Here is a 13,319-nt window from a genome sequence, read left to right on the forward strand (position 1 = left end):
GTGGCTCCTCAGCGGTAGGACGGGAACGTGGCGGCGAGATCCTCGGGGTCCGCTTGCGGCTTTCTCTCCACAACCAATTTCTGGTACGCCTCGGGGTCGGTGACCACGCGCCAGGTGTGGAACGCGTGCCGGCTCGGCGAGAAGCCGGACTTGTACGAGAACAGCGAGTCGTTGCCGCCGCCCTTGCCCCCGCCGAGGTGGAAGACGGCGCCGCCGCGCGCCTTGCAGAACCGCCGCACCTCGTCGTAGAGCATCTCGTCGGCGTACCGGCCGCGCGCACGGCGGGTGGAGGAGACGTACCCGGTGGCGATGCCGTCGTGCTCGAAGAACGTGTTGCCGCCGACCACCTCGTCGCCCTCGAGCGCGACCGCCAGGTGCATCCGGTCGCCGACCGCGTCGTGCAGGGCGGACAGGTGCTCGTACGTGAAGAAGTAGTAGTCGGAGGCGCCGACCCGCCGCATGTTGTCGTGGTAGACGCCGACCCACTCGGCGAGGCGGTCCCAGTCGTCGAAGACCACCTTGGTGCCGGCCCGGCGGGCGCGGTTGATGTGGTTGCGGTGGTCCGATCGGGTCTGGCTCCACATCTCGTCGAGGCTCACGGTCAGGTCCATCGAGACCGTCTCCCCGTGCCGCACCAGGCACCCGTGCCTGCCCAGCACGTCGAGCGGGGCCTCCAGCAACGGGTGCAGCCGCACAAAAGTCGTAACAATACAACGATGGCGAAGTGACGCCCGCATGGCGTCGCACGCGCGATCCCAGAAGGCGGGGTCGGCGGTGGAGCTGACCGGAGCGGGATAGCCGTAGGGAGACAGGGCGTCCCGCAGGGCGCTGTCCGGAATGTCCCGCACGATCAGCGGCATGAGGAGAACGTGGTCACCCTCGGCGTAGTGGAAGGCGGCCGGCGACCCACCGTAGAGGCGAGCATCGAGCACGACGTACGCCGGCTCGTGGTACATGTCGTGCCGGAGCCGTTGCAGGGCCGAGGCCCACTCCGGAGCGTCCGGCGTCAGAAGCGAAGCCGACATCATCCCCCCTTGAGAATCCGGGCGTTGAGCGCCATGTTCGCGGCGAACTGATCGTTGACCACCCGATGCCCGTCGAGTCGCAGTTGCGCGCCCGCGTCGAAGCGGCCCAGCTTCACGAACCCGTCCGAGAACCACCCGTTGTCCGATCCACTGCCGTCCACGTAGCCCTTGTAGGTCGTGCCGCCGGGCCAGATCACCTTCGTGAGCAGCGACGCGAACGCCGCCGTCTCCGCCCGCGCCCAGCCGGCCTCCGCGACGTACGCCATGACGCCGTTGCCGTGGCTCACGTCCTGCCCGGGCCTCTTCGCCGAGCCCCAGCGATCCGACCAGAAGTAGGCGGTCGGCTCCACCGGGTTGCGGCGCAGCTGACCGCGCAGCCGCTGGTCGATGGTGCCGGCGACCGATTGGTAGCGGGCCTTGCGGGCCGCGTCGGTGGTGACCTGCGCGAGGTTGCGGGCGATCAGCGCCCAGTGCGCCGCGAGGTGTGTGCGGTCGCGGTAGATGGTCTCGCCGGCCCCCCGCGCGTACCACTTCTCGAAGACGTTCACCTCGGCGAAGTCGAGCAGCCGCCGGTAGCGGTCGCCCTGCACCCGGCCGTCGCGCATGGCCACCAGCAGCGCCGTGCCGTAGCGCCAGAAGTAGCTCTCGTAGAGCGGCACCTCGTCGCCGCCCTCGCCCGACTTCGACGACGCCCAGCCGAGGTAGCCGTCGTGGAAGCTGCTGTGCCGCAACGACTTCGACGGGGCCGCGGCGGTGGCCACGTTCTCGACGAACTGCAGCGCCCGGTCGAGGTAGCGGTTCTCGTGGGTGGCCCGGAACATCGCGATGCACGAGTCGACCGAGTAGGACAGGTCGTAGTGGTCCCAGCTGTCCGGCGACTTCGACATCGGCGTGCTGTTCGCGTACTGGTAGTCCCAGCTCTGCAGGAACACCTCGGTCCACTGGGCGACCGACTTCAGGTTCGCCGTCGGCGGCGGCGAGGCCGGTTCGGCCGGCAGCGGCGTCATCATGGCGGGGACGTCGTTGCCACGCCCGCAGGCGGCCACCGCCGAGGCGGCGCCCAGCAGGAGAAGCGCCCGACGGGTAGTCATGTCAGGACCAGCTTTCGGGAGGGGACCACCGCGGCCGCGGCGGCGAGGGCGGCGAACAGCCAGGCGAGCCGCGCGTCGTAGTAGTCGCCGGAGAACAGGCTGCTCAGGGCCACGAAGACGGCGGCGGCCACGGCCAGGCCGCTTCCGCGGGCGCCCCGCACGGTGCCGGCCCACAACACGATCGTGGTGGCCAGCAGGGCGATCCCGATGAGGCCGCCCTCGGCGGCGACCCCGAGCAGGTAGTTGTGCGGGTACTCGACGCCCTGGTTGATGCCGATCGTGCCGTAGAAGCCGTCCAGCCCCGTGCCGACGACGGGATGCTCGACCGCCAGCTTTCCGGCCGCCTGCCAGATGCTGGTGCGGTCGGAGAGATAGTGGTCCTGCACGGTCTGCTCGACGAACCGCTCCTCGAACAGGCTGGTGAACGCGGGCGGCGCGAACTGCCAGGCGATCGCAGCGGCCACGACCAGCCCCACGCCCGCCGCGACGACCGGTGCGGCGCGCAGCCGGTGCCGCAGCCTCAGCAGCGCAACCGCGCCGACCGCGGCGCCGGCCAGCAGGCCTGCCCGCGAGCCGGAGAGCACCGCGGCGAGCAGGAACAGCGGCACCGGGGCGAGCGTCCACCAGCGACGGTGGTGCAGGAACAGGGCGATGGCGGCGATGATGCCGAGGATCTGGATGCGGACGAAGACGTTCGGGCCGCCGCCGAAGGCCGAGTAGCGGCCCTGCTCGCCGGGGCCGTTGATGAAGATGGCGGCCAGCGCGAAGACGATCCCGGCCAGGTAGAACAGCCAGAACGTGGTGCGCACGACCGATGCGGGGTCGCCGATCGCGTACAGGTAGAAGGCGACGGTCAGCCCCGCCATCAGCACCAGATCGAGCGTCTGCGGGCCGACCCGCGAGGCCGAGGGCGCCCACAGGCCCGAGGCGATCTGGTAGAGGAAGAACAGCACGGCGGCGATCAGCCAGCCCTCGCGCCGCGGGGCCGCCAGATCCAGGGCGGGTCGGCGGGCGATGTCGACCACCAGCACGGCGAGCGCGGCGGCCAGCCCGATCACCCGCAGGTCGACCCAGGCCAGGTCGGGGAAGCCGGCCCGGTCGAGCGTGAACCGGCCGCCGATCGCGACCAGCATCAGCACCAGCACCGGGGCGAAGAAGACCCGCCGGTTCATGACACGCCGGCCTCACGCGCGGCGGAGGGCGAGATGCGGTCACGCGCGAACCTCGTGGTGATCAGCGCGAAGACCAGGCCGGCGCCGTACCCGATCAGCGATCCCCAGGCGGCGCCCGCGATGCCATGCCCCGGGATCAGCAGCAGGTAGCAGGCGAAGCTCACGACGAACCCGGCGATCTCGGCGGCCGACACCAGCGTGCCGTGCCCCTTCGCGACCAGCAGGCCGAGGCTGATCCGGGAGACCGCGTAGAGCCCGGCCGCGAGCACGAGCGGCAGCACGACCGCTCGGGCGGGCGCGTAGTCCTCGCCGAAGACCGGCACGATCAGCAGATAGAGGCCGCCGGCCACGAGCGGGGCCGCGACGAGCACGTAGCAAACGGCGGCGACGACGATCGGCCGGGTGCGCAGCGTGCCGTCGCGGTGAGCGGCCCGCCAGCGGCCCAGCCGCGAGTCGGCGTAGGCGCGCAGCGGCCAGGCCAGCAGCTCGGTCATGGTGGCGACGGCGGTGTAGAGGCCGAGCGCGGTGGTGGAGGCGAGCGCGGGCAGCGCGAGCCGGTCGGAGCGCAGCATCGCCATGTTCGAGATGGCGGCCGGGAACAGCGCGACGCCCTGCCGTCGCACGAGGCGGTTCTCGTCGGAGACGGCGCCGCCCGGCAGGCGCAGCCAATAGACCACGTAGCCGGCGGTCGGGGCGAGGCAGGCGACGATGTAGGAGCCGAGCCACAGCTCGGGGCTGTCCACGCGGGCGAGGAACAGCACGGCCATGACGGCGAGCAGCAGGATCGACTCGATGACGCGCGAGGCCAGGAAGTCGTGCACCCGCCCGGCCGCGATCGCGACCGAGCGGCTCGCGAGGCTGGCCGCCTCGACGATCGCGAAAATGGTCACCAGAGCGAGCACGGCCGGGCCGGGGGTGAGCCGGCTGGGTGCGAGCATCGCGTACGCCGCCGCGGCGGCCACGCCGAGCAGCGCCGGCGCCACGAGCAGCCGGCCGTAGAGCCGCACCGCCGTGGCCGGCGGCACCTCGTGATAGGCCGCCACGAAGCTGCGCTCCGTGCCGAGAAGCAACGCCTGGGTGGCCAGGTACACGACCTGCAGCAGCAGCGCCACCTCGCCGCGGTGGGCGGGGGTGAGCGCCCGCACCATCATGATGTTCGCGGCCAGCGCGACCACGCCGATGAGAAGCTGCGACGCGACCAGCTGGACGTACGGCTCGCGGAGCCGCTCGCCGAGCCAGCCGATCGGGTCGGCGGCGACCCGCTGCTCAGTCATCGGGGTCTTCCCGCTGAGCCGGCAGGTTCTCGGGCTCGCGCGTGCCGTCCGGTTCGATGTTGACCACTGTCGCCTTGCCGCGAGGCCGATTCACCCGCGCTCGCCCGCTGACCGGCCCGCTGACCGGCCCGGTGTCCGGTGTGATCACCATCGTCTCGGCGACGTCGGCGTCCCCGGTGACCAGCCCGAGCCCGGCGCCGCCGGGCACCGCCGCCCGCTCCCTGTGCCAGCCGGTCCCGGTGGGCAGCTTGCGCGGCAGCGCGTTGAGCACCGCCCCGGCCAGCTTCGCCCCGACCCGCTCGAGGAGGTCCTTCGAGCGCTGGACGTCGGCGACCGGCGTGTGGTTGGCCCGCACCACGAGCAGAGAGCTGTCGGTCACCTTGCTCAGCACCACGCCGTCGGCCACCCCGTGCAGCGGCGGCGCGTCCACCAGCACCACGTCGAAGGTCTCGGTGAGCGCCCGCACCGCGGCGCCGAGCCGCGGCGAGGCGAGCAGCTCGCCCGGGTCGGTCCGGCTCTCCCCGCACGGCACCACGGTGAGCCGCCCGTCGAGCGAGTCGCGCAGCACCTCGCGCACCGACGCCCGCCCGGCCAGCACGTCGGCGAGCCCGGGCCCGGCGTCCAGCGCCAGGTAGCGACCCACGCCCGGGGTGCGCAGGTTGGCGTCGACCAGCACGACCCGGGCGCCGGTCTCGGCCATCGCGATGGCGAGCCCGCAGGCGACCGCGGTGGTGCCCTCCTTGGAGTGGCTGCCGGCCAGCAGCAGCGACGAGCCGCGCGACCCGCGCCCGATCTCGGGCAACAGGCTGCGCAGCCGCCGGAATCCCTCGGCCAGCGCCTCGCCGGGCAGGCCCGACGAGCGGCCGAGCGAGATGACGCCGACCGCGCCGAGGCCGAGCCGGCGAAGGTCGTCCTCGTCGTTCACGGTCTTGCGGGTGGCCTCCCGCACGGCGACGGCGATCGCGCCGATCAGCAGGCCCAGCACGGCCGCGAAGGCGAGGTTGCGCACGAGGTTGCTGGGCTCGCGGGTGGTGACCGGGTCCTGGGCGATGGTGACCGAGGGCTTCGGCCCGTCGGTCGCGGCGGCGCTGGGCGGGTCGAGCTGCTTGGCCAGGCCGACCAGCGCGGTGGTGGCGGTGGTGACGATCCGCTTGCTGCGGTCGGCGTCCGGGTCGGTGGCGGTGACCACGAGCAGGTCGGTGCCGTCCTGCACCTGCGCCGAGAGGCTCTCGCGCACCTGGTCGGCGGTGAGCGGCGGGCCGACCTTGTCGACCACGGTCGAGGCCACCCGCGGGCCGGTGAGCAGCGCGATGTACGAGTTGAGCCGGCTCGCCTTGGCGTCCGGATCCCCGGATCCGGTGGTGATGAACAGGACCATCGACGATCGGTAGGCCGGCGGCGAGGACAGCGACAGACCGGCCGCCACGCCCGCCGCGATCAGCACCGGGACGAGGAGCCAGGGCCATCGGCGCCGGCAAGCCTTGACGTATTCACGCAGTTCCAACGCGCACTCCTGAAGCCCGGGTCAAGACCTGTTCGAACTGGTCGAAGAGAAGCTCGCGGGAGAAGCGCTCGACGGCGAGGCGGTGGGCGGCCTCGCGGGCCCGGCGCAGCCACTCGTCGTCGCGGAGGCGGTCGGCCAGCAGCTTGCCCGCCTCGTCGGCGTCGCTCGGGTCGAGGACCAGCCCGGCGCCGGTCTCGCGCAGCAGGTCGGCCTGCCAGCCGCCGTAGTTGATGGCGATGGGCCGGGAGGCCGCGAGCGCGTCGAAGAACTTGTTGGCCGAGTTCTCCCAGAGCGCGCGGATGGGCCGTACGAAGCTCGACGACATGGTGGCGGCGCCGAGGATCACCGGCAGGTCGGCCTTGGGCACCTTCTCCCACATGTGCACGGTCGTGTCGAGCAGCCCGTGCGCGGCGGCGAGCGCCTTGGTGGACTCCCATTCCCGGCCGTGCCCGACGATGAGCACCTGGACGTCCGGGTCGAGCTCGTGCATCCGCCGCGCGGCCCGCACGAGGTAGTCGACCCCGTTCACGGCGCCCAGCGCTCCGGTGTAGACGATCAGCGGCCGGTCGCCCAGCCAGCGGTGCTCCTCGCGGAAGCGGCGCACCGCTTCCGGCCGTACGCCCTCGAACAGCTCGATGTCGGCGGCGTTCGGAATCATCGTGATCCTGGTTTCTGGCCGGCGGGCGGTCACGCCCGCCGCCATGCCCGGCGAGAGCGCGATGACCTCGGTGGCGTTGCGGTACGCGAAGTTGGCGAGGCCGCAGGCGAGCCTCCGGGCCAGGGGGTTGCGCAGCGCGCCCATCTCGATCGGCACCTCGGGCCACAGGTCGCGCACCTCGAAGACGAACGGGACGCGCCGCAGGCGCGCGGCGGCGACCCCGGGCACCGCGACCGTGAGCGGGGTGCTGGTGGCGAAGACCAGGTCGGCCTTCAGGCGTGCGGCCTTCGCCGCGGCGAGCACCATGAACTCACCGAAGGCGCGCAGGCGCCGGGCGTACGACATGTGATTCGAGTACGGCACCGGGTACCAGTGCACGGTGACGCCGTCGTCGTCGGTGACCCGCCGCGGGCCTCCGGCGATGTCGGTGGTGATGACGTCGACGGTGTGGCCCCGCGCGACCAGCCGCCGGGCCTGTTCGTAGGAGCGGATCCCGCCGGTCATCCCGGGATTGCAGTAGTACTGGTGGATGTAGACGATGCGCATGCTCAGCCCTCCCGCACGGCTGCGACGACGCGTTCCCGGTCGTTCTCGGTGAGCGCCGAGCCGCTCGGCAGGCACAGCCCGCGGCGGAAGAGGTCGGCGCTGACCTCGCCGCCGCGCATCACGCAGTCCTGGAAGACCGGCTGCAGGTGCATCGGCTTCCAGGCCGGCCGGGCCTCGATGTTGTGCCGCGCGAGGCGCGCGAGCAGTTGGTCGCGGTCGGCGCCGAACTCGTCGGGGTCGACCAGCAGGCAGGTGAGCCACCAGTTCGGCCGGCCGTAGGAGGCGACCGGCATGAAGCTGAGGCCCGGCAGGTCGCCCAGCGCCTCGCGGTAGTAGCGGGCCGTCGCATGCCGCGCGGCGATCATTTCGGCGAGCCGCTGCACCTGGCCGCGGCCGACGGCGGCGAGCAGGTTGCTCAGCCGGTAGTTGTAGCCGACTGTGCGGTGCTCGTAGTGCGCGACCGGCTCGCGGGCCTGGGTGGCCAGGTGCCGGGTCCGCTTGGCCACGCCGCCGTCGTCGGTGAGCAGCATGCCGCCCCCGCCGGTGGTGATGATCTTGTTGCCGTTGAAGGACAGCACCCCCGCGAGGCCGAACGAGCCGGCCGGTCTGCCGCGGTAGGACGCACCGAGCGCCTCGGCCGCGTCCTCGATGAGGGGCACGCCGTAGCGGTCGCAGGCGTCGAGCAGCGGCTGGTAATCGGCGCACTGGCCGTACATGTCGACCGCGATCACCGCGCGTGGCAGCTGGCCCGCTCCCGCCCGGGCGCGCAGCTCCTGGGCGATCAGCTCCGGGTCGACGTTCCAGCTCTGCGGGGTCGAGTCGAGGAAGACCGGGCGGGCGCCCAGGTACATCACCGCGTTCGCGGTCGCGGCGAAGGTGAACGAGGGGACCAGCACGGTGTCGCCGCGCCGCACACCGGCCGCCACCAGCGCGAGGTGCAGCGCCGCGGTGCCGCTGGCGAGGGCCACCGCGTGCCGCACGCCGACCAGCTCGGCGACCTGCGCCTCGAACGCGTCGAGGTCGGGGCCGACCGGCGCGACCCAGTTCGAGTCGAAGGCCGCCAGCAGCAGCTTGCGCTCGACGTCGCTGACGTCGGGCGGCGACAGGAAGATGCGCGTGTCACTCATGAACGCGTGTCCTTACTGCCGAGAGCGGCCAGGCCGGGTGCAGTCCCTGCCGGTGAATCCACATCGGAGAGTCGCCCACGTGCATGGCCGGCCGCAGCGTCGTGGCGAAGCTGCGATAACCGGCCTCACGCGCCGCGCGGATCTCCCGGTCTCCAAGATCAACCGCAGGGTTTCCGTACGGGGCGGCGAAGTCTTTGATCTCGGTGCCGAGCTCGTCCTCGAGCTCTTTTCTCGACTCGGCGATCTCCCGCAAGGCCGTCTCGTCGTCGCAGTCGGCGAGGCGGGGATGGGTGATCGTATGAGAGCCGACAGTGTGGCCGGCAGCTCGCAGGTCACGGCAGTCGTTCCAGCTCAGGTTGCCCGGCTGCCCGATCAGGCCGGTGGTGACGAAGAACGTGGCCGGGATGCTCCGCTCGGCCAGGATCGGGGCGACCACATCCCGCCAGCTCGCGTGGCCGTCGTCGAAGGAGAGGCAGAACATCGGCCCGTCGAGCCTGCGCGTGCCGGTGAGCACCTCGAGCGCCGCGGTCCAGGAGATCAGCGGCCCGCGCTCCTGGAACGCGGCGAGGTGGCGGCGCAGGCCGTTCGCGTATTCCGGCAGCACGTCGTGGTAGAAGGGGAAGTAGAGGCCCGCTGTGGCCGGCAGTCGCTTGCGCGCGCTGGCCAGGGCCAGGATCCGGCCCTGCAGCCGCGGCCGCCGGCGCAGGCGGCTGCGCAGCCCGAGCTCGTTCAGGCGTCGTTGGATGGGGGTCGGCGACCGCATGTTTCCAGGCTGACAAATGCGTGGCGGGTAGCGTCAGTAGCAATTGTCATATGGAATGCGAGGGAATTTCATATTCAATTAATCGCGCCCGAACGGTCCTTGCGAAATGGGCGATCGGCGGCGCATCATCCGGCGGAGGGTTATTCAGGGCCCAGCTTTTCCCCGGGGGATCCCATGCTGGAGTTGCGACGGGCCGAGCCCACCGCCGAGCTGTGGCGCGACCGGGAGGCGTACGCGGATCGCCTGCTCTTCCACACCCCGCAGTGGCTGCGGTTCGTCGCCGAGGCCCAGCACGCCGAGCCCGTGCTGGCCACCGTCCATGACGGCCCCGCCACCGTCGGTCACTTCACCGGCCTGGTCACCAGGCGCTTCGGCCTGCGCATCCTGGGCAGCCCGATGGCCGGCTGGACCACCTCCTACCAGGGCTTCAACCTGCAACCCGGGGTCTCGCGGCGAGCCGCCCTGTCGGCGCTCGCACCCTTCGCGTTCGGTTCGCTCGGCTGCGCGCACCTCGAGGTGCGCGATCGCTTCGCTTCCGAGGCCGATCTCGACGGGCTCGGCATGCGCTGGGCCTCCGCGCCGACCGCCGTGATCGATCTCTCCCCGTCCGAAGATCAATTGTTCGGCGCGATGGCCTCGGCCTGCCGCCGCAACATCCGCAAGGCCCAAAAGTCCGGCGTCGTCATCGAAGAGGCGCACGATGATCCCTCATTCGCCGATGATTTCTACGCCCAGTTGCGCGACGTTTTCGCGAAACAGAATCTCGTGCCGACGTATTCGATCGACCGCGTCCGCGCATTGATCCGCAATCTCTCGCCGTCCGGCAGCATCCTGCTGCTGCGAGCCCGCGACCCTGAGGGCCGCTGTATCGCCACCGCCGTACTGCCCTGGTATCACCGCACCATGTACTTCTGGGGCGGGGCGTCGTACCGCCCCGACCAGCATCTGCGCCCCAACGAGGCCCTGATCTGGCATGCGCTGCGGTGGGCTCGTTCCCGCGGCGTCACCGAGTTCGACTTCGTGGGCGGCAACTCCTACAAGCAGAAGTACGGGACCATCGAGGTGCCGGTGCCGTGGGCGCGTCGCTCCCGTTCGCCTTTGGTAGCTGGGCTGCGCGACGCGGCGAAGGAGGCTTTTGCCTTGCGGCAGCGCGCCCTGGCCCGCCTGTCCCGAGGCTGAGATCGCCTTTTCCAGTTTCCGCCGTCGCTGGAGGACTACCTGGCGCTGATGTCCCGCTCGGTGCTCAGCATCCGCTCGTCGGCGCCGGCGACAATCTTTGGCCGGATACGCCGGTATTGGAATTGGGTGGGCCGCTTGACGGGCGGTTGGATGCGGTTCTTGCCGCCGTCAAGCAGTCCTGAAGTTCGACGCTTTCAAATGGTGCCTGCCTGGTCGGGGTGATTGCGCGGGGTTGCCATGGCCCGGCGTCTGGCTGGTCGCGGTGGGTGCGGCCGGCTACGCGTTCGTGATGGTCGGGCCACGGTTCGGAGCCTGCTCGGTTGCGGTGAACGCGGCCCGTCGCGCAGGGTGGGTGGCTCTGCTGGTCGATGCCGGAAATGGGATCGCCGCTATCTTCGGAGACCGGTGAAAATGTCTTTTGATCACGGTCACCCGGAGGCCATATTGGCACGATCGACTGGGGATTCGGGCTTACCGCTGCATTCTCCGAAGTGAAATAATTCTGGTATGGGGCAGCTCGGGTTCTTCACCAGAAGTGAACTGGACGGAATGCGTGACTGTAGCCGGCGGCGCAATTATTCTCCGGCGGCCGAAGAGTTTCGGCGCGAGCATGCCCGCCACCGCGATTGGGGCCTCGCACAGCGGCACGCCCGGAAGCTGCGCCGCCTGCACAGCAGCGGAAGCAGCGCGGGCGCGCCGGCGGGGCTGACCGCGGCGGGGCTGACCGCGGCGGGGCTGACCGCGGCAGGGTCCGACCGGGCGCTCGCATCGCCGTCTCCGGCGGCGTGGCCATGCGACACCGCGCAGGCCTCAGGGACAGTCGGGGAGCAGCAGGCGTCGAGCCCCGCAAGCCTGCCGACGGCTGCAAGCCTGCCGACGGTCGGGGGCCAGCGATCGGTCGGGGGCCAGCGGTCGGGTGGGGGCCAGCGGTCGGGTGGGGGCCAGCGGTCGGGTGGGGGCCAGCGGTCGGGTGGGGGGCCAGCGGTCGGGTGGGAGCCAACAGTCGGGCGGGGGTAAGCGGTCGGCCGAGGGCCGGCAGGCGGGCGGAAGTCGGCAGGCGGCGCTGAGTCGGCAGGCGGCGCTGCGTCGGCAGGCGGCGCTGGGTCGGCAGGCGGCGCTGGGTCGGCAGGCGGCTCCTCCAGGTCTTGGGCGTCTACCCGGGCGACGAACTGCGCTGCTCCGCCTGGGTGATCGCCCACGCCGCGTTGACCAGGCCGATGTGGCTGAAGGCCTGCGGAAAGTTCCCGAGCAACTCGCCCGTGGCCGGGTCGACCTCCTCGGCGAGCAGGCCGACGTCGTTGGCGTACGCGGCTGCCCGCACGAACACCTCGCGTGCCTCCGTGACCCGCCCGGCCATCGCCAGCGCCTGGGCGAGCCAGAACGTGCACAGCAGGAACGTGCCCTCGCCCCCTTCGACGCCGTCCACGCCGGATTCGGCGCGGTAGCGGTACACCAGGCCGCGCGAGTCGGTCAGGCGGGTGGCTATCGCGTCGATGGTGGCCAGCACGCGCGGATCGTCGGCGGGCAGGAAGCCGACGATCGGGATCATCAAGGTCGACGCGTCGAGGGTGTCGCCGCCGAAGTACTGGGTGAAGGCGCCCGCCGCCGGGTTCCAGCCGGAATCGATGACGGTTTGCCAGATCTCGTCGCGGGCGGCCTTCCAGTGGGCGGCGTGGTCGGTGGCCGACAGGCGGTCCGCGAGCTTGAGGGCGCGGTCGAGGGCCACCCAGCACATCACCTTCGAGTACAGGAAGTGGCGGGGCTCGCCGCGTACCTCCCAGATGCCCTGGTCGGGGTCGCGCCAGCGGTTCGCCGCCGTGTCGGCCAGCGCCACCAGGAAGGCGCGCAGGTCCTCGTCCATCTCGGTGATCTTGTCGGCCAGCAGGAGCGCGGCGTCGAGCAGTTCGCCGTACACGTCGATCTGCTTCTGCTGCCACGCGCCGTTGCCGATGCGCACGGGGCTCGAGTCACGCCAGCCCGTGAGGTGCGGCAGGGTGCGTTCCGACAGATCGTGCTCGCCGCCCACCCCGAACATGATCTGGAGGGGTTCGACGGCGCCGGCGGCGGCGGTGGTCATGAAGGCGAAGAAGTCGCTGACCTCGTCGGGGCACGCCGCTACCCACAGGGCCTCCATGGTGAAGCTGGCGTCGCGCACCCACGAGAACCGGTAGTCCCAGTTGCGCGAGCCGCCGGCCTCCTCGGGCAGCGACGTGGTGGCGGCCGCGACGATCGCGCCGCTCGGCTGGAACGTCAGGCCCTGCAGGACGCGGCCGCTGTGGTGCACGAGCTCCCGCCACGGGCCCTCGTAGTTCTGGTGCAGCGCCGACCACGACCGCCACGCCTCGACCGTCTCGCCGAGCCGCGCGATCAGGGCGTCCTGGTCCCAGATGTGGGCCGGCGTCTCCTCCAGCGTGGAGCGGTGCAGGCCGAACACGTACGTGTCGCCGGCCGAGAGCTCGAGGCGCCCCGTCGCCGTCGCCGAAGAGATGGTGAGCGGCGCCGGCGCCGACAGCACCAGCCACTCCGCCCCGCCGCGAGCCGTCACGCCCCCGTCGACCGGCGACAGGAGAGGCCGCAGCAGCCCATATTCCGGCCGCGGGGCATATTCCATCGAGATCGAGATAGATCCGGACAATGCCGTGAGTTTGCGGATCAGCAGGTGCGGCGCGCCGCGCCCGAGCGCGTGTCCCCGGTTGCCCAGCCCCATGGCGAGCGCATCGGTCAGCACCACGGTGCCCGTCGAACACGTAAAGGTCGTCTCCAGCACGAGCGTCCGCTCGAGGTAACGGCGGGAAACCGACAGAACGCCATCGGGAGACAAGGACCAGTGCCCGGCCGAGGAATCCAGCAGCCGCCCGAACAGCGAAGGGCTGTCGAACCGCGGGCAGGTCATCCAGTCGACAGACCCGTCCGATGTCACCAGCGCCGCCGAGTGGCAGTCGGAAAGCAGCGCATGCGACGCGATCGGAACCGAGCTCAC

10 protein-coding genes are annotated in these 13,319 nt (G+C 71.4%); 1 reads left to right on the forward strand and 9 read right to left on the reverse strand.

Annotation, left to right across the window (positions count from 1 at the left end):
• Positions 1-8: 8 nt before the first annotated feature.
• Genes ACIA5D_RS41710 through ACIA5D_RS41745 form a run of 8 tightly spaced genes read right to left on the reverse strand, consistent with a single transcriptional unit; the run spans position 9 to position 9,160 of the window.
• Positions 9-1,025 carry a GNAT family N-acetyltransferase gene (locus ACIA5D_RS41710; RefSeq protein WP_396036104.1) on the reverse strand — a complete coding sequence of 339 codons (1,017 nt, stop codon included), beginning with the start codon at positions 1,023-1,025 and terminating at the stop codon, positions 9-11.
• Positions 1,025-2,116, reverse strand: coding sequence for a hypothetical protein (locus ACIA5D_RS41715; protein ID WP_396036105.1), 1,092 nt, complete (start codon positions 2,114-2,116; stop codon positions 1,025-1,027). Before ACIA5D_RS41715 ends, ACIA5D_RS41710 begins: the two co-directional genes overlap by 1 nt.
• On the reverse strand, positions 2,113-3,288 hold the full coding sequence (locus ACIA5D_RS41720; RefSeq protein ID WP_396036107.1) for an O-antigen ligase family protein: 1,176 nt from the start codon (positions 3,286-3,288) through the stop codon (positions 2,113-2,115). The genes ACIA5D_RS41715 and ACIA5D_RS41720 overlap by 4 nt, the downstream gene beginning before the upstream one ends.
• On the reverse strand, positions 3,285-4,562 hold the full coding sequence (locus tag ACIA5D_RS41725) for a lipopolysaccharide biosynthesis protein (protein ID WP_396036109.1): 1,278 nt from the start codon (positions 4,560-4,562) through the stop codon (positions 3,285-3,287). Before ACIA5D_RS41725 ends, ACIA5D_RS41720 begins: the two co-directional genes overlap by 4 nt.
• Positions 4,555-6,066, reverse strand: coding sequence for a protein kinase (locus ACIA5D_RS41730; RefSeq protein WP_396036111.1), 1,512 nt, complete (start codon positions 6,064-6,066; stop codon positions 4,555-4,557). The genes ACIA5D_RS41725 and ACIA5D_RS41730 overlap by 8 nt, the downstream gene beginning before the upstream one ends.
• A complete protein-coding gene (locus ACIA5D_RS41735; protein ID WP_396036112.1) occupies positions 6,053-7,270 on the reverse strand; it encodes a glycosyltransferase family 4 protein in 1,218 nt (405 codons plus the stop codon). The genes ACIA5D_RS41730 and ACIA5D_RS41735 overlap by 14 nt, the downstream gene beginning before the upstream one ends.
• 2 nt (positions 7,271-7,272) lie before the next feature.
• Positions 7,273-8,397, reverse strand: a complete 1,125-nt coding sequence (locus ACIA5D_RS41740; RefSeq protein WP_396036113.1) for a DegT/DnrJ/EryC1/StrS family aminotransferase — start codon at positions 8,395-8,397, stop codon at positions 7,273-7,275.
• A complete protein-coding gene (locus ACIA5D_RS41745; RefSeq protein ID WP_396036114.1) occupies positions 8,390-9,160 on the reverse strand; it encodes a polysaccharide deacetylase family protein in 771 nt (256 codons plus the stop codon). Before ACIA5D_RS41745 ends, ACIA5D_RS41740 begins: the two co-directional genes overlap by 8 nt.
• A gap of 174 nt (positions 9,161-9,334) precedes the next feature.
• Here ACIA5D_RS41745 and ACIA5D_RS41750 point away from each other — a divergent pair, with 174 nt between their 5' ends.
• Entirely contained in the window at positions 9,335-10,339 is a 1,005-nt protein-coding gene (locus ACIA5D_RS41750) for a GNAT family N-acetyltransferase (protein WP_396036115.1), read from the forward strand.
• 1,153 nt (positions 10,340-11,492) lie between these two features.
• On the opposite strand, the gene ACIA5D_RS41755 is transcribed toward ACIA5D_RS41750, so the two are convergent.
• Positions 11,493-13,319, reverse strand: a complete 1,827-nt coding sequence (locus ACIA5D_RS41755) for a glycoside hydrolase family 15 protein (RefSeq protein WP_396036116.1) — start codon at positions 13,317-13,319, stop codon at positions 11,493-11,495.

Origin of the sequence: Actinoplanes sp. NPDC051513 (assembly GCF_044454685.1) — a bacterium.
Classification (GTDB): Bacteria; Actinomycetota; Actinomycetes; order Mycobacteriales; family Micromonosporaceae; genus Actinoplanes.